The sequence below is a fragment of the Trinickia sp. NRRL B-1857 genome (assembly GCF_050470685.1).
GTDB lineage: Bacteria > Pseudomonadota > Gammaproteobacteria > Burkholderiales > Burkholderiaceae > Trinickia.
This window is the reverse complement of the sequence record NZ_JBFLUK010000011.1, coordinates 1827396-1847708: the sequence shown is the minus strand read 5'-3', so window position 1 is coordinate 1847708 and position 20313 is coordinate 1827396. Positions and strand designations below refer to the sequence as shown.

General features: G+C 63.3%; 19 protein-coding genes. 9 read left to right on the top strand and 10 right to left on the bottom strand.

Annotation, left to right across the window (positions count from 1 at the left end; translation table 11 throughout):
* Window positions 1-2: 2 nt before the first annotated feature.
* Both AB1286_RS28560 and AB1286_RS28555 read right to left on the bottom strand, forming a co-directional pair.
* Entirely contained in the window at window positions 3-650 is a 648-nt protein-coding gene (locus AB1286_RS28560) for a DsbA family oxidoreductase (RefSeq protein ID WP_430366557.1), read from the bottom strand.
* Window positions 651-773: 123 nt separating this feature from the next.
* Window positions 774-1310: an RBBP9/YdeN family alpha/beta hydrolase gene (locus AB1286_RS28555; RefSeq protein WP_430366556.1), complete on the bottom strand. Its 537-nt coding sequence runs from the start codon at window positions 1308-1310 to the stop codon at window positions 774-776.
* A 124-nt stretch (window positions 1311-1434) separates the two neighbouring features.
* Between AB1286_RS28555 and AB1286_RS28550 the strand changes: the two genes are divergently transcribed.
* From AB1286_RS28550 to AB1286_RS28525, 6 genes are all read left to right on the top strand, one after another.
* Entirely contained in the window at window positions 1435-1887 is a 453-nt protein-coding gene (locus AB1286_RS28550; RefSeq protein ID WP_430366555.1) for an Lrp/AsnC family transcriptional regulator, read from the top strand.
* Window positions 1888-1901: 14 nt separating this feature from the next.
* Window positions 1902-2489, top strand: coding sequence for a nucleotidyltransferase family protein (locus tag AB1286_RS28545; RefSeq protein WP_430366554.1), 588 nt, complete (start codon window positions 1902-1904; stop codon window positions 2487-2489).
* Between the two features lie 6 nt (window positions 2490-2495).
* Window positions 2496-3305: a PhzF family phenazine biosynthesis protein gene (locus AB1286_RS28540; RefSeq protein ID WP_430366553.1), complete on the top strand. Its 810-nt coding sequence runs from the start codon at window positions 2496-2498 to the stop codon at window positions 3303-3305.
* A gap of 10 nt (window positions 3306-3315) precedes the next feature.
* Window positions 3316-3777, top strand: a complete 462-nt coding sequence (locus tag AB1286_RS28535; RefSeq protein ID WP_430366552.1) for a YaiI/YqxD family protein — start codon at window positions 3316-3318, stop codon at window positions 3775-3777.
* 177 nt (window positions 3778-3954) lie between these two features.
* Window positions 3955-4311: a DUF4148 domain-containing protein gene (locus AB1286_RS28530; protein WP_430366551.1), complete on the top strand. Its 357-nt coding sequence runs from the start codon at window positions 3955-3957 to the stop codon at window positions 4309-4311.
* 228 nt (window positions 4312-4539) lie between these two features.
* Window positions 4540-5217: a hypothetical protein gene (locus tag AB1286_RS28525; RefSeq protein ID WP_430366550.1), complete on the top strand. Its 678-nt coding sequence runs from the start codon at window positions 4540-4542 to the stop codon at window positions 5215-5217.
* 20 nt (window positions 5218-5237) lie between these two features.
* Here the strand turns inward: AB1286_RS28525 and AB1286_RS28520 are convergent, their stop codons facing one another.
* The 8 genes from AB1286_RS28520 to AB1286_RS28485 form a co-directional block, all read right to left on the bottom strand.
* Complete coding sequence (locus AB1286_RS28520) at window positions 5238-6440, bottom strand: ROK family transcriptional regulator (RefSeq protein ID WP_430366549.1); 1203 nt, start codon at window positions 6438-6440, stop codon at window positions 5238-5240.
* Between the two features lie 71 nt (window positions 6441-6511).
* Window positions 6512-7306, bottom strand: a complete 795-nt coding sequence (locus AB1286_RS28515; protein WP_430366548.1) for an ATP-binding cassette domain-containing protein — start codon at window positions 7304-7306, stop codon at window positions 6512-6514.
* Window positions 7307-7364: 58 nt separating this feature from the next.
* Window positions 7365-8300, bottom strand: a complete 936-nt coding sequence (locus tag AB1286_RS28510) for an ABC transporter permease (RefSeq protein WP_430367352.1) — start codon at window positions 8298-8300, stop codon at window positions 7365-7367.
* 147 nt (window positions 8301-8447) lie between these two features.
* A complete protein-coding gene (locus AB1286_RS28505; RefSeq protein ID WP_430366547.1) occupies window positions 8448-9440 on the bottom strand; it encodes a sugar ABC transporter substrate-binding protein in 993 nt (330 codons plus the stop codon).
* 276 nt (window positions 9441-9716) lie between these two features.
* Window positions 9717-10658, bottom strand: coding sequence for a LysR family transcriptional regulator (locus AB1286_RS28500; protein WP_430366546.1), 942 nt, complete (start codon window positions 10656-10658; stop codon window positions 9717-9719).
* 157 nt (window positions 10659-10815) lie between these two features.
* Window positions 10816-11394, bottom strand: coding sequence for a flagellar transcriptional regulator FlhC (gene flhC, locus AB1286_RS28495; protein WP_430366545.1), 579 nt, complete (start codon window positions 11392-11394; stop codon window positions 10816-10818).
* A 17-nt stretch (window positions 11395-11411) separates the two neighbouring features.
* The gene (gene flhD / locus AB1286_RS28490; RefSeq protein ID WP_102648920.1) at window positions 11412-11732 is read right to left on the bottom strand and encodes a flagellar transcriptional regulator FlhD; all 321 of its coding nucleotides are present in this window, start codon (window positions 11730-11732) and stop codon (window positions 11412-11414) included.
* A gap of 391 nt (window positions 11733-12123) precedes the next feature.
* A complete protein-coding gene (locus AB1286_RS28485; protein ID WP_430366544.1) occupies window positions 12124-12567 on the bottom strand; it encodes a diacylglycerol kinase in 444 nt (147 codons plus the stop codon).
* Between the two features lie 433 nt (window positions 12568-13000).
* On the opposite strand from AB1286_RS28485, the gene bcsB reads away from it, so the two are divergent.
* Genes bcsB through AB1286_RS28470 form a run of 3 tightly spaced genes read left to right on the top strand, consistent with a single transcriptional unit; the run spans window position 13001 to window position 20313 of the window.
* Complete coding sequence (bcsB, locus tag AB1286_RS28480) at window positions 13001-15250, top strand: cellulose biosynthesis cyclic di-GMP-binding regulatory protein BcsB (protein WP_430366543.1); 2250 nt, start codon at window positions 13001-13003, stop codon at window positions 15248-15250.
* Window positions 15251-15253: 3 nt separating this feature from the next.
* Window positions 15254-16450 carry a cellulose synthase complex periplasmic endoglucanase BcsZ gene (gene bcsZ / locus AB1286_RS28475; RefSeq protein ID WP_430366542.1) on the top strand — a complete coding sequence of 399 codons (1197 nt, stop codon included), beginning with the start codon at window positions 15254-15256 and terminating at the stop codon, window positions 16448-16450.
* Window positions 16429-20313: a cellulose synthase subunit BcsC-related outer membrane protein gene (locus AB1286_RS28470; RefSeq protein WP_430366541.1), complete on the top strand. Its 3885-nt coding sequence runs from the start codon at window positions 16429-16431 to the stop codon at window positions 20311-20313. The genes bcsZ and AB1286_RS28470 overlap by 22 nt, the downstream gene beginning before the upstream one ends.

The window sequence follows — 20313 nt, the reverse complement described above, 5'->3', positions numbered from 1 at the left end:
CATTACGCCGACTCGGAAACGATCTGTCTGATCGCCTGCTCGAATACTTCGGGGGGCTGTCCGCCGCTGACGAGGTAGCGCTGGTTGAAAATGACCGACGGCACCGACTGAATGCCCATCGCCTGATACTGCCGCTCTTCGGCGCGAACCTCGTCGGCGTATCGATTGCTTTGGAGTACTTCGCGCGCCTCTCCGGCGTCGAGGCCGACCGAGCTCGCGGCTTCGATCAGAACGTCGTGATTGGCGGGGTCTTTGCCGTCCGTATGATAGGCCTGTAGCAAGGCCTGCTTGAGCGGCACTTGCTTGCCTTCGATTCCCGCCCAATGCAGCAGCCGATGCGCGTCGAACGTGTTGTAGACACGCGTGCGCGAGCCGAACTGGAAACCCACGGCCGCACCTCGTTCGCGGATCATCGCTTGGGTTTCGGCGATCTGCTCCGGTGTGCGGCCGTATTTTTCGCCGAGGTATTGCACGACGTCTTGGCCGCCGGGCGTCATCGAGGGGTTCAACTCGAACGGATGCATGACGATTTGCGCATCGACCTCACCCTCGAGTCGTGCGAGCGCCTGTTGCAGCGATGAAAGTCCGATCGCGCACCAAGGGCATGCGACGTCGGAGACGAAATCGATTTGAATCTGTTGTGCGGTCATTGCAATTTTCCGAAGATCATCCGGCGCTTGGCTTCGATAGCGTATCGCCGCGGTGACCAAGCGTAACGCGAATCGCGGATCTCTGCCGGCGGGCACCGCGAATGCCGTGAGCGTCGGCTTTGCTCAGCGATGCTTGATTTGCTCGAGCAGTTCAATACCTTCAGGCCAAGCGCCTAGATTGCTGTCCGCATTGAGATGCCCCTTTGCGCCCACCTCGACAAGTTCGCTGCCCCAGGCGGCTGCACAGGCTCGTGCATGGTCCACGCTGCCGTACGGATCGTTCGTGCTCGACACGACGATGGTCGGAAACGGCAACCGGCACGACGGCAACGGCGCGAAGCCGGTCGCGGCCGCTCGTGGAAAGGCCGGCGATGCGGGGTCGGGCACGGCGACCAATAGCGCGCCTCGAATGGCGCGCGCCGACCGAGCCGCCCAATGGGCTACCGTCAGACATCCGAGACTGTGCGCCACGACGATCGTCCCGGCTCCGCTGTCGGGAAGCTGCCGATCCAAGGCTGCTACCCAGGCGTCGCATGCCGCCTCGTCCCAATTGCCGACTGCTAGTCGCCCCCAATCGGGATGCGCGGACTGCCAGACGCTTTGCCAGTGGGATGGGCCGGAGTTGCCGATACCGGGCACGACGAAAACCGATGAATCCATTGATCAGATCTCCATGAGTGAATCTGTACCGAGTGTAAAAGGGCAAGAATTCGGGCAACATGGCCCATTGAATGAATTGACGGCCGTCTGCATCGGAATTGACGGAATTTCAGGGTGTTTGCAAATGAAAACAAAGTCCGTGACGTTGGATAGGCTTGACTGGCGGATCTTGGAGGCGTTACAGCGCAACGCGCGCATGACGAATACGGAGCTGGGTAAGCTGATCGGTCTTTCCCAGCCCGCGGTCACGGCGCGTATCAAGCGGCTCGAGGAGCGGGGCGTCATCGAGGGCTACACGGCACGCGTCAATCCGGGCCTCGTCGGCCGCAGTATCGGCGCGATGGTGCGAATCCGCACGACGCATGCCGAGATCAAACGTTGCTTGCACGCGTTCGACACCATGCCCGAGATCGTCGAGGCGCATCGCATCAGCGGCGAGGACTGCTTTATCGTGCGCATTGTGGTGGAGCAAATGGCCGAACTCGAAGCCGCCATCGATGCATTGGCGAAGTTCGGGCCCGTCACCACGTCCGTCGTGCTGGCAAGCTATCCGCCGAAGGCGATCGTCGAAGGGTAACCGGAGAAGCCGCTATGCACCCCGATCGCGACGATACGTTGACGGCCGAACTCATTGCGCTAGCCGCAAAATCCAATTGGCTGCGGCCGGCGCTGGTTGCGGTCCGCGAATTGGGCTTGCCCTCGTGGTGCATCGGCGCGGGCGCGATCCGCAATCTCGTATGGGACAGGCTTCACGGTTTCGATGATCCCTCGGCGCTGGCCGATATCGACGTTGCCTATTTCGACGCATCCGACATGTCGATCGACCGCGATAGGCAACTCGAATGTCGACTCGCTGCCGCCTATCCGGCGCTAGCCTGGGACGTCAAGAATCAGGCAGGCGTGCACTTATGGTATGAATCGAAGTTCGGGCAGGCCGTAGCGCCTTTCGAATCTTTGCAAGAAGCCGTCGCTTCATGGCCGGAGGTGGCGACGTCGGTCGGTTTGACGCTTCGCGCCGACGATTCCATCGAAGTCATCGCACCGCACGGGCTCGGCGATTTGTTTGCGATGGTGGTTCGCCATAATCCGACGCGCGTCGGCGTCGAGACGTTCCGAAAGCGCGTGCAAGAGAAGCGGTATCAAACGCGTTGGCCACGGGTTATTGTCATTTCAGCTTGATCTTCAATGAAAACACATCGCATCGATTGCTTCGGCCGTACCGATAAAAGCGGAAATCCCGCGATCGTGGTCGAAAGCTCAACGTTAGTAGAGGAACAGAGACAAGCGTTTGCGCGCGGGCAAGACGCAGGCGCGACGGTCTTTGTGGAGACGAATGCTTCCGGCGAAGTTCAGCTCGACTATTACTACCCGCACGCCCGCAGCCCGCTGTGCCTCCATGCGACGCTCGCGGCGGCGGCCGTCCTCTTCGAGCGCGACCCTGGCATGGAACGCATTCGGTTCGTCACGAGCGTTCATCGGCAGATCCTCCACGTCGAACGTGCAGACGAATGCATTTTTATCGGCGTCAAGGCGCAGCCATGTGCGTCGTTGAATGCGGATGTCACGGAAACCGCCCGATTGTTGGGTGCCCAGGAAGCGGACCTGATCGGCATTCGCGGGCCTGCTTCGGTCGGCAGTGCGAAGCTGCTTGTCGAGGTCGCGGACGAATCGGTGCTGCATGGCTTGAATCCCGACCTTGCGGGTATCGCTGCTTGGAGCCGAAAGTACGGCGTCTCGGGCATATACGCTTATTGCCGCGTGCGCGATGACCTCTATGCGGGGCGGAATTTCAATCATCTCGAGCCGCGTTTCGAAGATGCGGCCACGGGCGTCGCCGCCGGCGCATTGGCATTGTCGCTCGCGCGAAGCGTGACGCTCATGCAAGGCGATCGGCTCGGTCAGCCGTGTACGCTCGTCGCGCGATACCTCGACGGCGCAGTGCAGGTCGGGGGCCGGGCGGTTCGCGCTGCTTCCGGCCGCCCCCTGGCTATTTGATCGGACTGCCATGCAAGTACTCGTCGATGCGGACGCCTGCCCCGTTGTCGTGAAGGACATCCTGTTTCGGGCGGCACGGCGTACCGAAGTGTGCGTCACGCTAGTTGCGAATCAGTATCTTCGTACGCCGCCGTCCCCCTTTATCAAAGCGCTGCAAGTGCCATCCGGCTTCGATGTGGCCGACGATCGCATCGTCGAACTCGCCTGCCAAGGGGATCTCGTCGTGACGGCCGATATCCCGCTCGCCGCCGCGGCGCTCGAGAAGGGCGCGTATGTGCTCGATCCACGCGGCGACTGGACGACGCGCGACAACATTCAAGAGCGTTTGACGATGCGCGACGTCATGGATCAATTGCGCAATTCCGGCGTTGCAACGGGCGGCCCGAGACCGTATGCGGCGCAAGACGCAAAGGTCTTCGCGGGACAGTTGGATCGCTTCCTCGCCCGTCACAAGGCCGCACCGGGCCGATAGATCGACTTCTCGCCGACGAAAGCGGGAATAGACGGCCGGGTTCTCGGGTTTACGTTCGTGTAGACAGAGACCGAGCCGTTTCCCCCGAAAGTACGGAAGTGCTCAACACGACGGCGCCCACGAACGTTCTCCTGTCTGCGGCACGGATATCCTCACGTTTAATTAGGAGTACGAATCATGTCAAAGTTTGCATCCCGCTGGGCTCTCGCTCTAGCTATTGCCGCCCTAGGCGCGCCGGTATCGAGCTTCGCGCAGGCGAGCCATCCGCTAACGCGAGCCGAAGTGCTTGCGGATCTAATCCGGGTCGAGCAAGCGGGCTACAACCCGGCTCGCGGCGACGACCTGAACTACCCCGCCGATATTCAAGCTGCCGAGGCGAAAGCCGCTATGCAAGGCGACGGCAGCTCGACCCAGCAGGACGTCGGCGGCGTCGCGCAAAGCGGTTCCTCCGGATCGCGATCACCGTCTCCCATGCCGATGCAACCGAGCTGTGTCGGGCCCGCCGGCTTCTGCTCGCCGTACTTCGGCAGCTAGGTGGGATCATTCGCGGCCTATGCGCATTTTGACCGGCGCATAGGTTCCCTCACCGCGTCAATGCTGCATTCGACCATCGATCGTTCTCATATTCCGGGACTTCTTTCTTGCGGATCGAAGGCTGACCTATCGCCATATTTTCGACTGATCTAACGTTGTCGATGCTGTCGCGTTCTATTCGATCCCGTAGTTTCAATCGTCGCTTTATCCGACTGACAGGAGGAGATTATGTCGACGTTGGCAAGGTTTTACCCGGAGATTATCGATGTCGCCGTTTTGGTCGATGCCCCGCGCATTATTTATCATTACGGGGTCAATAAGGCCCGCGATCACGTGAGCTTCAGCGATTACGTTCCGCTCGGCCCTCATGCTCAAGGTGTCGGCTACGTCTACATGGTCTCCACTTGGTGGGACTCGCAAGGCGAAGGCGGCTCCGAGTTTCGAGTCTTCGGCAAACCGGGAAACCGGATTCGTTGGCGCATTCAATCGCTATCGATGGGGGGCATCGCCGACGGTGTGCCCGCCGATGTGCATATGCCGCCGGTTCGTTCGGACGGAGTTGTCGAAGCGAAACCGGCCGTCGCCTATCGCCCGTTTATCAGAGGGTTCGTCATCAATAGCGGCGCGCAGAACATCACCCCTCCGAAGCAGGTCGTCGAGACGGTGAATAGTTGGCATGTCGATCCGGTGACGCAGAAAATCGTGCGTGCGCAAATCACGGACGTCTACTGGGAATCCAAGGTGCTACAGCAAGCGCCGGTCGTGTACCACATGCCTTTCAACATCTTCTGCAACTGCGAGAAATGCGCCGACGGCGATGACGGTGGCGACGACGGAGGCCATGGCGGCGGCGGAGGCGGCGGCGACGGTTGCGGAGGCTGGCTGCACGACCCCTTCGTCAACTGAGCCGGCGGTCGAACGTCTCCTCAGTCCTTTAAAAACAACTCGTGCATCGGCGCGAAGTGTGCGTAGAGCGGCAAAATCGCACCGCCCATCGCTCTCGCATCCGCGCCGATGGTTCCTTCGATCAGTTGCGGTCTGACCATCCCTTCCCATTCGATTCGATCGAGTTCGCGTTGCGTGCGCCGGATGATCTCGCGCACGAGCTGACGGTCCACCTCGCCGTCGATGACGATCGCGTCCAAGTCGAGCAAGGCCGTCGAGCTTGCAATCGTCATCGCGATGGCGGGGCAGGCTTCGTCGAGCCATCGTTCGGTAACGGCCCAGACGTCGGCGTTCAGTGCGCGATGATCGTGCGCCGCCGCCGCCGGCACCCCCGCAGCGACAAACCGTTGCTCCAGCACGAACCCCGACGCCGTATGCAGCAATTGCCGAGGCGCGTATCCGTTGCCTAGCGCGAGCGGCATCGAGCCGACGGCTCCGGCGTTGCCGTGGGGGCCGGCATGCAAGCGCCCGTCGATCACGAGGCCGCCGCCGATGAACGTACCGACGAAGAGATACAGGAACGATCGAATTCCGCGCCCTTGACCCATGACCAGCTCGGCGGCACAAGCTGCGGTCGTATCCTTCGCGAATTCAACGGGTAGCCCCGTCAACGCGGCGATGCGCGCGCTGATATCGATTGCGTTCCAAGCCTCGAGCGCAGCGGGCGGCGCGCCCAGAAAGTCGCGCCATCCGCCGAGCCAGAGCGGCGCGGCCACGCCGATGCCGACGACCTTATCGACATGCGCGCCGAGCGTGCCCGTCACGCGCGCAAGCTTGCCCTCTAGCGCGGGGAACAACATCTCGGGATCGGGATACGCATACTCGAGCACGTCGCGCGTGCATACGTGCCCCGTGAAATCCATGGCCAGTACATCGAGGCTGCGGCGGCCCACCTTGATCCCGATCGTGTATGCGCCGTCGGGCCTCAGCGCGATCGGCACCGACGGCTGGCCGATGCGTCCGCGCACACGGGCCTGCTTGGCCAGTAGACCGTCGTCGATGAGCCGATCGACGATGGTGGACACGCTTTGCATGCTCAGCCGAGTGAGCCGGGCGACGTCGGCCTTCGGCAGCGGCCCGTGCAAGCGAATCGCTTGCAACACGATTCGCTCGTTGAATTGCCGCATGCCGACTTGGTTCGAACCGACCGTCCTCGTCGCATGCGGATGCGTTCGCGCGTTCATATGGCCTTCTTCGATCATTGAATTCGCCTCGAACAGTACTACGCCGTGCGTAGCGCCGCTCGGGCGAGCCGTTATGCGATGGCCCGGACGTCGGCTTGCTTGGCACCCGTCATGATCGCGACGGCGTCGGACATATGAATGTCCTTCGTATTGACGAGCGCGGCGCGCCGTCCGAGCCGCTGAATGTGAATGCGATCGGCAATCTCGAACACGTGCGGCATGTTGTGGCTGATGAGAATGACGGGCAGGCCGCGATCTCGTACGCGCCGAATCAGCTCCAGCACCATGTTGCCTTCCTTCACGCCGAGCGCGGCGGTCGGCTCGTCGAGAATGACCACGTGCCTGGCGAACGCGGCGCTGCGCGCCACCGCGACGCCTTGGCGCTGCCCGCCCGAAAGCGTTTCGACGGGCTGGCGCATCGATCGAATGCCGATTTGCAAATCCTTCATGTGCGAGGTGGCCTCGTCGAGCATGCGGCGCTTGTCGATCATTTTGAGCAGCGAGCCGCGCCAGCCGGGCATGCGCCGTTCGCGGCCGAGGAACAGGTTCTCGGCGATGGTCATCGCGGGCGCGACGGCGAGCTCCTGGTAGACCGTTTCGATGCCTTTTTCGCGCGCATCGAGCGGGCTGCGAAACTTCACGGGGGCCCCGTCGAGCAGAATCTCCCCGTCGTCCGGGACGGTCGCGCCCGACAGCGCTTTGATCAGCGACGATTTGCCGGCGCCGTTATCGCCGATCACGGCGAGGATCTCGCCGGGCATGACTTCGAAATCACAGCCGTCGAGCGCGGTCACTTGTCCGTAGCGCTTCACGAGGCCGCGTGCTTGCAGCACGGGAGTCGCTGCGCGAGAGCTTGAGGTCGACATGACGTTTCCTTGGCGAATACGAGTTCGGGTACGAATGCGGTTGCAAGTGCAGGCTCGATCAGCCTTTACGGTGCGTAAGCTTATCGGCCGCCACGGCGAGAATCACGAGGATGCCGGTGATCAGTACTTGATAGACCGACGAGACCCCGATCAACGTGAGCCCGTTGCGGAACACGCCGACGATCAGCGCGCCGAGCAGGGTACCCACCACCGATCCGCGTCCGCCAAAGAGGCTCGTGCCGCCGAGCACCACGGCGGTGATGCTGTCGAGGTTGTCGGTCTGGCCGGCCTGCGGGTCGCCCACGCCGGTACGCGAGACGAGCAGCAACGCGGCGATGCCGTAGATCGCGCCGGACAGCGAGTAGACGGTCAGCAAAATCCGTTGCGACGAGAGGCCCATGAGGCGCGCCGCTTCGGGGTTGTTGCCGAGCGCGTATAAGTGACGGCCCGGTACCGTATTTCGGAGTACGAACCAAACGGCCAGGTACATGAAAAGCGCGAGCACCGTGCCGTACGTGACCTCAGCCGGCCCGACTCGGAACGTGTTGCCGAGGAACATCATCGCGGCGGGTAGATTCGAGACCGTCTCGGCGTTCGAGTAGAGCTGCGTCAAGGCGAACGCGATGTTCAGCGTTCCGAGCGTCACGATGAACGACGGCAGTTTCACGCGCGTGACGAGCACGCCGTTCAGGAGCCCGAACAAGGCGCTGGCCGCGATCCCGCACAAGATGGCGAGCACGGGCGGGATGCCGAGCACGACCGCGAACTTGGTCATGATGATCGAGCCGAAGGCCATCACCATGCCGCACGACAGATCGATGCCGGCCGTCAGTACGACGAGCGTTTGGCCGATGGCGATGACGGCAACGACGATCGTTTGCTGAAGGATCAGCGAGAAATTCTGAAACGATAGGAAGCGATGGCTCTGCGAGACGAAGAAGGCGCACGCGGCGATGAGCGCGATCAACGGACCGGCCTCCGCCAGGCTCGGCATGCGATGTCCGTGCGAATGGGGAGCGGGTGCCGGCGCCAGCGGGCCGGCTGATTGAGTCGTCATGATGCGTCTTCTCCTACGATCGAAATGACTGACAGAGCCGGCGCGACGACGAAGCTTCGCCCGCGCGCCGCCCGCCGAACTACCTTACTGGCCCCAGCAGTTCTGCAAGCCGAAGCTCGTGTCTTTGCTATCGACGCCGGACATCGGCTTGTCCGTAATCAGCGTGACGCCCGTGTCGGTATAGCCGCTTACTTTCTTGCCGCTCTTCGCGTATTCGACGCCGGCATCGACGCCGAGCGCGGCCATCTTGAGCGGGTATTGCTGCGCGGTCGCCGCGATTTGGCCCGCCTTGACGTTGCGCACGCCTTCGCAGCCGCCGTCGATCGACACGATCAGTACGTTCTTCTCTTTGCCCGCGGTCTGGAGCGCGCGATAGGCGCCGGCCGCGGCGGGCTCGTTGATCGTGTAGACGACGTTGATGTCGGGCGATTTCTGCAAGCAGTTTTCCATCGCCGCTTGACCTTTCGATTGATCGCCGCGCGTGTCTTGGCTGCAAACGATGCTCGGATCGCCCGCCTTGATGCCGAAGCCTTGCAGGAAGCCGTTGTGCCGCAAGATGCCGACCGAGATGCCCGGCGCAAGGTCGAGCGTCGCGATCTTGGCGGGCTTATTGCCGAGCGCCTTGCGGGCGTATTGACCGATCAGCTCGCCTGCCTTGAAGTTGTTCGTGGCGAACAACCCGTCGGTGGCGTTTTGCGGATCGGTGGGGGTGTCGAGCGCGATCACCATCACGCCGGCTGCGCGCGCTTTTTGGATCGACGGCACGATGGCCTTCGTATCGCTCGGCGTAATCAGGATCGCCTTCGCGCCCGCCGTCGTCATATTTTCGAGCGCGGTGACTTGCGAGGAGTTGTCTCCGTCGAACCGGCCGGCGGCAGTCAGCAGTTTCGCGCCGTCTTTCTGGGCGGCAGCCTGCGCGCCTTGCTTCATCTTCACGAAGAACGGATTGGTGTCGGTTTTCGTGATCAGGCCGACGATCGGCTCTTCGGCAAGCGCCGCGCCGGCGCACAAGACCGAGGCCGCGGCGGCGCCGAGCATCAAATGCCGGGCGGCGACCAGATAGGGACGGGTTTTCATCGAACGCTCTCCTCCGGGTGATTAACAACGAATTGGCAGCGCATCGGATCACGCCGCTCGATTAAATCAACTGTGTGGATTTAGTACAGCAGCGCGAGGGAAAGGAGTCAAGGACGCGCGTTGGATGCATTGCGAAAAAGGCAATCCGATCTAAGGGCAGGGGAAGGCCGCCCTATCGGAAATAAACGGGAATCGTGCAATGCAGCGATGAAGAAGGTGACTCAGGGAAAATCCCGAGTCGAATGACGATGGGACGAAGCGCTTAATTCGCTTTTTTTAGCTTCTTTCGCTCGTCTGTTTCGCTGCGGAGTGAGGGCGGTCCCAGGCCGGGTCGTCCCCGAAGGTGTCGACGAGATGGTCGACGAAGCGCCTAACGCGCAGCGGGATATGGCGCGTGCTTGGGTATACGGCCTGGAGATCGAGATCGGCAGCGCGATAGCGCGGGAGGATGGCCGCGAGCGCGCCGCTGGCGAGCGCATCGCCGAATGCGAACGAGGGGCCGTAGGCGATGCCGCTTCCGGCGAGCGCCGCGCTCACGAGCATCTGCATGTTGTTCGACACTAGCCGGCAAGGGCCATCGATCGTATGGGCTCGGCCCTTGGTGTCGAAAACCGTCCAGTCGCCGGGCGAGACCGCGTCGCTGAACGCGAGCCGGTCGACGCGCCGCAATGCGGCCGGGTTGCGTGGGGTGCCGTGGCGCTCCAAGAATGCCGGGGATGCGCATAGCGTCATCCGGCACGGCGCAATGCGCCGCGTGACGAGCGCAGGGTCGGTCAGCTTGCCGATGCGCAATGCCACGTCCACGCCGGCATCGAGCAAATCCACGTAACGATCGCTTAGGGCGACTTCGACGTTCACCTCGGGATGCGCGTTGAGAAAGCGGGCCACGACCTCGCCCAGATGCAGCGCGCCGAAGGCGACGGGGGCGGCGACGCGCAACACGCCGCGAACGGTGCCGTGCGCGGCGCTGGCCTCGCGATTCGCTTCGTCGACGGCGTCTAAAATGGCCTTGCAGCGCAGATAGTAGCCGTGACCGATGTCGGTAAGCGTTAGCCGGCGAGTGGTGCGCTGGAGCAAGCGCGCGCCGAGTTGCGATTCCAGCGCGGCCACATACTTGCCCGTCATGGCGGCGGACATGCCGAAGCGGCGCGCCGCAGCGGCGAGGCTTCCTTCATCGACGGCGGCCACGAACAGGCCCATGCCGGTGAGGCGATCCATTCGATTCTCCGGTGATTCAATCGCCGTGCTATCGATTCACGGCGCAAAGACGTTCATTATCAACCGGCGGCGGACAGGCGAGCGCCCGCGCGTGACGGTATCGGAACCGGTCACGCGGCAGGCGGGCGTTCGATGGGCGAGGAAAAACGGATGGCGGTCAAGCCGCGCGAGCGGCTTCGGCGGACTGCGCCGCTTCCAAATTGTGCTTGGCGGTCGCGGCGCGTTTGGTCTTGCCCGCGCGGGACGGCGGCTGGCAGGCACCGCAGACGACGTTGTGTTGCAGATCGTGCTTATGCGCGACGAACTTTCCGCTGCAACGACAGCACGGCGTCAGTTGCAAAATGTCGGCGTCGAAGAAGCGCACGAGCGTCCAAGCGCGCGTCAGATCGAGCACGGGCTCGGCATCGCTATGCTTGCAATGTTCGAGATACAGGCGGTAGCCCTTGGTCAGCGCGTCCAGATGCGAGCAACCCGCTTCGTGCTTCAGAAAGACATACGTGTTGTAGAACAGCGACGCGTGAATGTTCGCGAGCCACGTCATGTACCAGTCGGCCGAAAAGGGCAGCATGCCCTTCGGCGGCGATACGCCTTTGATTTCGCGATACAGGCGGATCATGCGGTCGCGCGAGAGGGTCAACTCGCTTTCGAGCACCTGCATGCGCGCACCGAGCTCGATGAGCGCGATGGCGCGGAATACTTCCTGGGCATCTTCCGTGAGGCTCTTTTTCTGGACCATGGCTTAGCCTCGTCGATTTACGCGAACTGCTCAGCCGGTTGGCTGGCAAGCAAAATCGCGGTGTGCGTGGCGGCCACTTCGGCATTTTTCGCGGTCTGCGTCAAAGCCGACAACATCGAGTGGTCGTTGAAGCGGAAGAAGCACAAAAGCTGATCGGAGGAAGCCAGCTTCACGCTTTGCGCGAGCGAAAGCCCGGCCAGCAGATCGGCCAACTCCGACGACAGGCCAAGACGGAACATGCCGATGGCCTTGTCCTCGCGCAGCATGCGCTGCGCGAGCATGATGTACGACAAATTAATTTCGCGGATAGAGTCCAGCGTCTCGCTGCTGCGGTCCATTTCTCACGTTTCCGAAGCCCCGTTGACCCAGTCCGGTATTTTCTACCGTGTAATTTTGTCGCTCGCGGGGACGACATCGTTTGCGCGACCCCGGTGCATTCTTTGATACAGCCAGTTACAACTTGTAACACCACGGAGGCCATTCTAAGAACCGCTTTTACCGAAAGCAATCCCTTCCTAAAAAAATGTAGGAAAAAAGCACACATAGGGTTTTCGGCAATTTTTTCATGCCGATGTAACAAGAAAAGTTGACCGACTTCAGTCAGGGTTATTTCCGGCCAATGTGTTGCATCTATGCCGAAGCTCTTGTTCTGTAGGCAATTTGAAGGCAAATTGTCGTCTATGAGTAAAAATTGCCAGGCCTACCGGTCGGTTGATCGTCGTTCGGGCATCAGCCGTGGGTGTGCCACCACTGCTTCGCCAGCGGCCAGAGCACTGTCGCCCAGGTCATCGCGCCGATGACGAGCGCAAGGAGGACAGCCGCGCTGCCGCAATCTTTCGCGCGGCGCGACAGTTCGTGGCGATCGAGCGAAATGCGGTCGACAACGGCCTCGATGGCCGAATTCAAGAGTTCCACGAGTAGTAGGAGCAGGACGGAGCCGATCAGCATGACGCGCTCGATGGCGGTCACGGGAAGCAACGTTGCACACGGCACGAGTACGACGGCTAGCGCGACCTCTTGGCGGAAGGCGCTTTCGGAACGGAAGGTCGAGCAAAGCCCGTCGTACGAATGTTTAAAGGCAAATAGGGCGCGGGTGATACCCGTTCGCTTGGGAGGCGGCACGAGCGGATTGTGCGAACGCGTGGCGGAAGGCGATTTACTGGGGCGAACCATCGGACGTACCTATCGATCGGTCGCGCGGGACGCGGCCGATTTTGCTGGGGGTACCGCAAGTTTGTCACACTTGTCTGCTATGCTAAAAGGTTTCGCGCAGCGATTCGTCCCCATTATGCGGGGCGCTCGCAATACTCGTCGAAACGGAAAATCTTGTTTGGGCGGGCACTCGCTTTGCTCCGCGCGTGAACGCGTCGGCTTGCGCCACGCGCATAGGCATGTGGAGCCGAATGGCCGCGAGCCCTAGGTTCAAATCATTTGTCGCAAGTCAAAGTTCCGTCTATATAAGCGGTGTATGCGGATGCGGATGAGCCGAAATCGGCGCGCGCGGCAACCCCGTCAGTTCACACAACGGGCGTGTCGCCGGATTGCAAGCTGTGCAAGGACGGGCCGTCGACTCGACGCCCATCGTTCGGCATGAAACGGGCCGTCAATGAAGAAACTCGTACTATCGACCTACGTTTGTTCCGCTGTTTTAGCCGGCTCGCTTTCCGGTCCTTCCTTAACAGCCGCCGCGCCAAGCGCCGCCGCGGCCCCGACGCTAGCGGCTAGCAGCGCGGCGCCGGTATCGTCCGCCGCGTTCAAGTTCGCGACGCTCGGCGCTTACGAGCCGCTTCATCTCCGCGGTCCGGACGATACGCGTACGATCAATGTCGGCGTAAGGCTCGACCGCGTCGTGACCGCCGCTACGCTACGGCTGCGCTACACCTACTCGCCGGCACTCGTCTTTCCGCTCTCGCATCTGAAGGTGTCGATCAACGGCGAGGCTGTTGCGACCGTACCGTTCGATAGCGAGCACGCGGGCCAGATGGTTACGCGCGACATCGTCCTCGATCCTCGTTTTCTGACGGACTACAACCAACTGAACGTGCAATTGATCGCGCACTACACGCTCGATCATTGCGAGGATCCCGAGAACTCCGCGCTGTGGGCCGACATCAGTCCCACGAGCGAGATCCTGCTCGATACCCAGCCGCTGCGGCTTCCCGACGATCTGAGCTTACTGCCCGCGCCGTTTTTCGATCGACGCGATCCGCAGCAGTTGCGGTTACCGTTCGTGCTGCCCGCTTCGCCCGACAATTCGACGCTCGAAAGCGCGGGCATCTTGGCTTCGTGGTTCGGCGAGCTCGCGGATTACCGTCAGGCGCGTTTCTCCGTCTCGAATGCCTTGCCTGCCGATGCGCATGCCGTCGTCGTCGGCAAGCGCGAGCAGTTGCCCGCCGGGTTAGCGTTGCCGGCGATCGACGGGCCGATGCTCATCATGGCCGACAACCCGGCCGCGCCCAATAAGAAATTGCTGATCGTGACGGGCCGCACCGAAGACGAAGTCAAGCAAGCCGCCGATGCGCTCGTGCTGGGCAAGGCGGCCCTCTCCGGGTCGGAGGCCAGCATCGAACATGTCGATATCGGCCCGGAGCGCAAGCCTTACGATGCGCCGCGCTGGCTGCCGATCGGAAAGCCGATTCCGTTCAAGCGCCTCGTCGACGACCCTAGGCAACTGCAAGTGGCCGGTAGCCGGCCCGATGCGATCCGCCTCAATCTGCGCGTACCGGCCGATTTGTATTCGTGGAGCGGGCAGGGCGTGCCGATCGATCTCAGGTACCGTTACACCGCGCCGACCGTGCAAAACAACTCGGCATTGGCGATCTCGATCAACGATTTGCTCGTGAAGTCGCTGCGTCTGCCGCCGGCCGACGACAAGGACGGGAAGGGTAGATTGCAGTTGCCCATCTTGGGCGGTGCCGACGCACGCACGGCCGATCTGTTCGACATCCCGGCCTTTCGCGTCGGCAGCGCCAACCAGTTGCAACTGAAGTTCGATCTCGACTCGCAAAAGACAGGGCTGTGCCAAGGCGTCGCGCAAAATCCCGTTCGTGCCGCCGTCGATCCCGATTCGACGATCGATTTCTCGCATTTCGTGCATTACGCGCGGATGCCGAATCTCGCCTACTTCGCCAATAGCGGCTTCCCGTTCACGCGTTATGCCGATCTCGCGCAGACGGCTGTCGTCGTACCGGATCATCCCGCGCCGCAAGATCTCGATGCGTTGCTGACGGTGCTCGGACACATGGGGCAGTGGACGGGGTTGCCCTCGCTGCGCGTGCAGGTGCTGCGCGCCGGGCAGGCGCAAAGCGTGCAAAACAAGGACTTGCTCGTGATCGGCGATAGCCGCTCGGCCGTGTTGCCGCCTAGCTGGCGCGCCGCCTTGCCGCTGTCGATCGCGCAGGAGCCGAGCGGCCAAGTGACGCGCACGGCTTTTTCCGTGAAGGAGTACTGGCGCGACGGCGTGCAGGTACCCGAGGGTAGCGCGCGCGTCGGCGAAAGCGGGCCGATCGCCGCGCTCCTCGGCTTCGAATTGCCGAAGAGTCACGGACGCAGCGTGGTCGCCATGACGGGCACCTCACCTACGCAGCTCGACGATTTGCTCGATGCCCTCGAGCGGCCCGATCTCGTCGCCAAACTGCAAGGCGACGTCGCGCTCGTTCGGGGCAGCCGCATCGAGAGCATGCGCGTGGGCGAAACCTACGTGGTCGGCTACGTACCTTGGTATGCGCAGATTTGGGGACGTGCCATTCGGCATCCCGTTCTGCTCGGCGTGCTCGGCGCCATCGGCGGTCTGCTGCTGGCGATCGGCGCGTTCACGGCGTTGCAAGAACTGGCGGCGCGACGCCGGGGGATCTGACGGATGGTCGGAAAGGATCGGCGGGGCGCGCTCGGAACAGCAAAGCGTTGGGCGCTTCGCGGTATCGCCGCGGGCTTCTTGGCGGGGGCGAGCGCCGCAGGCGCGGCAACGGTATCCGCATCGGCATGCAGGCCCGACTGGCCGCGATGGGAAGCGTTCAAGCATAGCTTTTTATCGGCTGACGGCCGCGTCATCGACGTCGGCTCGGCCGACGATCGCACGGTATCGGAAGGTCAGGCCTATGCGTTGATGTTCGCGCTCGTCGCGAACGATCGAGCGACGTTCGACACCGTATTGCGCTGGACCGAGAACAACCTCGCTCAGGGCGATTTGACGAGTCATTTGCCCGCCTGGCTCTGGGGCCGGGACAAAGACGGCGCTTGGCACGTACTCGATCAGAACGCCGCATCGGATGCCGATTTGTGGATCGCCTATGCGCTCATGCAGGCCGGCGCGTTGTGGCATGAACGCAGCTATACCGCGCGAGCAAGCGTGCTGGCACGGCACATCGTCGAGCAGGAAACGGCGACGCTGCCGGGTCTTGGCCTCACGTTGTTGCCCGGTCCGCAGGGCTTTCATCCGAACCCCGACGCATGGCGGGTCAACCCGAGTTATATGCCGTTGCAGGTCTTGCAGGGGCTGGCCGAGGCGTTGCCCGACGACGCGCGTTGGAAACGCCTGGCCGAGTCGGCATCGGCCGTCTTGCTCGGCACCGCCCCGCGAGGCTATGCGCCCGATTGGGCGCGCTACGCTACCGGTCGAGGATTTCTGCCGGACCCCGATACGCAGGCCGTGGGCAGCTACGACGCGATTCGCGTCTATCTCTGGGCCGGCATGCTCGATCCGGCTCAGCCCGGCGCGAAGCCATTGCTTGCACGCTTGACGCCGTTTGCCGATTACATCGCGGAGCACGGCGCCCCCTACGAGTCGATCGATACGACGAACGGCGAGACGAAGCGGTCGGGCAACGCCGGTTTCTCGGCCGCGGCCGTGCCCTTTCTGAGCGCACTGGGACGATCGGCCGCCGCCGCCGCACAAGTCGAACGCGTGCAGTCGCTCGAGGCTCAAAATCCTCCCGGCTACTACTCGAGCGTGCTGACGCTGTTCGGTCTCGGCTGGCTCGACGGGCGCTATCGCTTCAAAGCCGATGGCACGCTGGAACTTCGTTGGCGAGCGGCATGTTCGGGCGAGGAGCGATGACGGATCGCGTGCGTAAAAGCGCGGGCCCCCTCGTCCGATGCGCCGTCTTGGCCGCGCTGGCATGGGTCGCCGGCAGCGACGTTGCAAACGCCGCGGATTCGGCCGCGCCGTCCGCCGCTACGCAGCCGACGACGCCCGAGGCCCGTCTGCTCGCCACCGCACGTTTATGGGCCGCGAAGCATCGCGACGACCTTGCGTTGCAAGCCGTGCAAAAAGCGTTGCTGATCGCGCCCGACGATCCCGTGCTGCTCAGCGAAGCGGTACGGATCGAATTGCGGCTGGGGCACGCGCGAGCGGCTGAGGCGCAACTCGATCGCCTGAAGGCGCGGCAACCCGACGCCGCGGCAACCCTGCAACTCGAAGACGAATACCGGTCCGCGACGAGCGGCCGCGGGGAACTGGCGACGATTCGCCTACTTGCGCGCAGCGGACAGCGCGAGGAGGCCGCGCGCCGATTGCAGGTCCTGTTCCCGCACGGCGCCCCGCCTGGGGCGCTCGGCGCCGAGTACTACCGGATCCTGTCCGGCACGCCGGCCGGCTATGCGCAAGCCGTCGACGGCTTGCGCCGCCGTATCGCGGCCGACCCAAGCGAAACCGCGGCGGCGTTGACGCTCGTGAGTCTGCTCAACGAGCATGGCGCGACGCGAGCCGAGGCCAATCGACTCGCTTGGGCGCTCGCGCTGCGTCAAGACGTCGACCACACCGACGCTATGAACGCCTGGCGAAACGTGTTGCAGGCGGCCGGTGCGGACCCCGCCTATCTCGACGCCGTCCATGCCTATCTAGCGCTCGATCCCGACGACAACGAGTTCAAGGATCGCGCTAAAACGCTCGACGCAGAGCGTCAGGCGCAGTTCAAGCTCGAGCACGACCCGGATTACATCGCGCAGCGCGAAGGCTTGAGAGCGCTCGGGCGCGGCGATCTGCCGGCAGCCGACTCGCTGCTCGCGCGCGCGGCCAAGGCCCGGTCGAACGATGCCGATGCGGTGGGTGGCTTGGGTCTCGTTCGGCTACGCGAAGGGCGGCAGGACGAAGCGCGCGCGCTATTTTTGCGTGCGGCTTCCCTCGCGCCGGACAACCGGTCGAAATGGGACGGTCTGGCTCGCACGTCGCTCATCTGGGGCACGATCGCGAAGGGGCGTGAAGCGGCTGCGGCGGGCCGCCCGGCGGACGCGCAACGCGAGGCGCAAGCCGCGCTGGCGCTCGACCCGGGTAACGCGCAAGCGAAGCAACTGCTCGCGGATGCTTGGCTTGCGCAGCGCAATTGGGCCGCTGCCGAGCCGATGCTGCGCGAGCTCTTGGCCAGCCGGCAGTTGAATCTGGGCGCGGTGCAGGGGATGCAGACGCTTTTGCGCGAAACCGGCCGCGGTCAGGAAATTCCGGGGCTGCTCGATGCCTTAAGCCAACGGTTCCGCGATCAGGCGGACCGCCAAGGACTCGCCGGCCTGCGTGCCGATGCGCTGACGCTGGAGGCCGAGCGCTTGGTTTCCACGGGCAAGCTGGGCCCGGCGGCCGAGGACTATGAAAAGGCGCTGCGCTTGGCGCCCGCCGAGCCCTGGACGCGCTTTGCGCTCGCGCGAATCTATCGCGATCTTGGCTTGCCTCAATTGGGGCGGGCTGTGATGGACGATGGGCTCCAAGCGCAAGCGTCGCCCGAGATGCGCTATGCGGCGGCGCTCTATCGTAATTCGATCGACGACCTAGCCGGCGCGCAAGCCGCGCTGGAAGGCGTTGCGCCCGACGCGCGTACGGAAGCGATGCGTGCATTGGCCCGCAAGCTCGATGCGCAAGTGGCGTTGCGGCAGGCGCGTACCGCGTTCGCGACCGGCGATCGCGAGGCGGCTGACCGGGCGCTGTCCGTCGCACGCACGAACGGCAGCGACGATCCGTACGTCACGGCGTCGGTAGGGGCGGCGCTCATCGACGAAGGACAGCCCAAGCAAGGCCTCGGATTGATGCGCGATTGGATGGCGAGCCATCCGCAAGAGACCGATGTCGACGTTAAGCTTCGCTACGGCGACTTGCTCGGCAGCGCCGGACGCAACGATGCGCTGGCCGATTGGCTTGCCAAGCTTCGTCGCGAGCCTCATCTGACGGCGCAGCAGAGTGCGCGCCTCGAAGATCAATCGCTGCGTCTGGTGTTGCGCGAGACGGATGCCGCCCTCGACGAAAAAGACTTTTCGAAGGCGCGCCGAATCTTGATGCAAGCGAGTACGGCGGGCAAGCGCGATAAGCGTTATGCCCTTGAGCTGGCCGACCTCGAACGCGCGCAAGGTCGTTACAAAGCCGCCCGCGCAGCGCTGGCACCCGTGCTTGCGCAGTCGCCGGACGACCCCGATGCGCGCTTAGCCATGGCTCGCGTGCTCGAAGACAGCGGCCACCGCGCGCAAGCGTTGGACCTCGTTCGGGGCGTGCTCGAGACCGCATCGCCCGACGATGTCGATACCCGCCTGTCCGCCGCGCGCCGTTTGGCTGCACTGCGTCGGCCGCAAGAGGCGACGCGGCTGACCGACGCGTTGCAGCAAGCCTATCCCGAGCGTCCCGATGTCACGATCGAGGCGGGGCGCTTGGCGGAGGATCTTGGCCGTTACGACGAGGCGGCGTCGCTGTTCCGCCGTTCGATGAGGCAAGAGCGTGCCGCCGGCGTGGTGTCGAGCGATCCGGCCGGCACGCCAGGGCAAGCGGCGATGGCCGATCTCGAGCAGCGGCGCGACCCCGAGATCGAATCCGGGTGGATGCCGGCGTTCAAAGCGGGCGATCCCGGTATCTCCGACTATCACGCTCAGCAGGTGCCGATTTACATTCAAGTGCCGTATCGCTACGAGGGGCATTTCTTCCTGCATGTCGATACGGTGCACTTGGATGCCGGCACGCTCTCGATCGCCGACTCGCCGTCGTACGCGCAGACCACGTTCGGCACTTACTCGGCGTTTTTGCCACCCGCAAGCAGCCCTGTCTTTGTCACGCATCAACAGGCGACCGGCGTCGCGCTGGGCACGGGTTTCACATCGGATGCATGGCGGTTCGATCTCGGTACTACGCCGCTGGGTTTTCCGGTGCACTACCTCGTGGGCGGCGTGCGCTACCGGTTCGACGCGGGTCCGGCGAGCTTTTCGGTCAGCGCGTCGCGGCGGCCGCAAACGAGCAGCGAACTCTCGTATGCCGGGCTGCGCGACCCTTGGACCAACGCCACCTGGGGCGGCGTGCGGCGCGACGGTATCGATCTGCATAGCGGCATCGACATGGGCCGCGTGAGCTGGTTTTCCGAGCTCGGCGCCGGCGTGCTGACAGGCAAGCACGTTGCGTCGAATCAGGAAGTGACGATTCGCGCGGGCTTCACCACGCCGGTCTATCAAGGCCGCGACATGCGCGTGAGCACGGGGCTCGTCGGCAACTGGTGGCATTACACGAACAACCTGCGCTTTTATACGTATGGCCAGGGCGGATACTACAGTCCGCAACGTTATACGTCGTTCGGGGTGCCGTTCGAATGGAATGGCCGGCGCGGCGGCCTAACTTGGGATTTGACCGCCACGGTCGGGGCATCGAATTCCTACGAAAAAGATTCGCCGTATTACCCTGATGGGCTCCCGGGCGCGCCGCCTGGGCTGTCCGCGCAAAACCCGGGCAGCTTGGTTTATTCGGGCGGATCGACGGCGGGGCTCAGCCTCTCGTACGGCATTACCGGCGTGGTGCAGTATCGCTTCAATCGCCGGTTGGTTGCGGGGGTACGCTTCGATATCGACCATGCTCACGATTACGCACCGAGTTCAGGGATGATTTACGTGCGATATTCGTTCGACGCGCGAAAGCCGGATACGAGCCTGTCGCCGAGGCCGGTCGGCCTTTATTCGGATTATTAG

Excerpts from the sequence above, each read along its gene's own strand:
- AB1286_RS28560 (WP_430366557.1), bottom strand. The coding sequence starts at position 650 with ATGACCGCACAACAGATTCAAATCGATTTCGTCTCCGACGTCGCATGC.
- AB1286_RS28555 (WP_430366556.1), bottom strand. The coding sequence starts at position 1,310 with ATGGATTCATCGGTTTTCGTCGTGCCCGGTATCGGCAACTCCGGCCCA.
- AB1286_RS28550 (WP_430366555.1), top strand. The coding sequence starts at position 1,435 with ATGAAAACAAAGTCCGTGACGTTGGATAGGCTTGACTGGCGGATCTTG.
- AB1286_RS28545 (WP_430366554.1), top strand. The coding sequence starts at position 1,902 with ATGCACCCCGATCGCGACGATACGTTGACGGCCGAACTCATTGCGCTA.
- AB1286_RS28540 (WP_430366553.1), top strand. The coding sequence starts at position 2,496 with ATGAAAACACATCGCATCGATTGCTTCGGCCGTACCGATAAAAGCGGA.
- AB1286_RS28535 (WP_430366552.1), top strand. The coding sequence starts at position 3,316 with ATGCAAGTACTCGTCGATGCGGACGCCTGCCCCGTTGTCGTGAAGGAC.
- AB1286_RS28530 (WP_430366551.1), top strand. The coding sequence starts at position 3,955 with ATGTCAAAGTTTGCATCCCGCTGGGCTCTCGCTCTAGCTATTGCCGCC.
- AB1286_RS28525 (WP_430366550.1), top strand. The coding sequence starts at position 4,540 with ATGTCGACGTTGGCAAGGTTTTACCCGGAGATTATCGATGTCGCCGTT.
- AB1286_RS28520 (WP_430366549.1), bottom strand. The coding sequence starts at position 6,440 with ATGAACGCGCGAACGCATCCGCATGCGACGAGGACGGTCGGTTCGAAC.
- AB1286_RS28515 (WP_430366548.1), bottom strand. The coding sequence starts at position 7,306 with ATGTCGACCTCAAGCTCTCGCGCAGCGACTCCCGTGCTGCAAGCACGC.
- AB1286_RS28510 (WP_430367352.1), bottom strand. The coding sequence starts at position 8,300 with ATGCCGAGCCTGGCGGAGGCCGGTCCGTTGATCGCGCTCATCGCCGCG.
- AB1286_RS28505 (WP_430366547.1), bottom strand. The coding sequence starts at position 9,440 with ATGAAAACCCGTCCCTATCTGGTCGCCGCCCGGCATTTGATGCTCGGC.
- AB1286_RS28500 (WP_430366546.1), bottom strand. The coding sequence starts at position 10,658 with ATGGATCGCCTCACCGGCATGGGCCTGTTCGTGGCCGCCGTCGATGAA.
- flhC (WP_430366545.1), bottom strand. The coding sequence starts at position 11,394 with ATGGTCCAGAAAAAGAGCCTCACGGAAGATGCCCAGGAAGTATTCCGC.
- flhD (WP_102648920.1), bottom strand. The coding sequence starts at position 11,732 with ATGGACCGCAGCAGCGAGACGCTGGACTCTATCCGCGAAATTAATTTG.
- AB1286_RS28485 (WP_430366544.1), bottom strand. The coding sequence starts at position 12,567 with ATGGTTCGCCCCAGTAAATCGCCTTCCGCCACGCGTTCGCACAATCCG.
- bcsB (WP_430366543.1), top strand. The coding sequence starts at position 13,001 with ATGAAGAAACTCGTACTATCGACCTACGTTTGTTCCGCTGTTTTAGCC.
- bcsZ (WP_430366542.1), top strand. The coding sequence starts at position 15,254 with ATGGTCGGAAAGGATCGGCGGGGCGCGCTCGGAACAGCAAAGCGTTGG.
- AB1286_RS28470 (WP_430366541.1), top strand. The coding sequence starts at position 16,429 with ATGTTCGGGCGAGGAGCGATGACGGATCGCGTGCGTAAAAGCGCGGGC.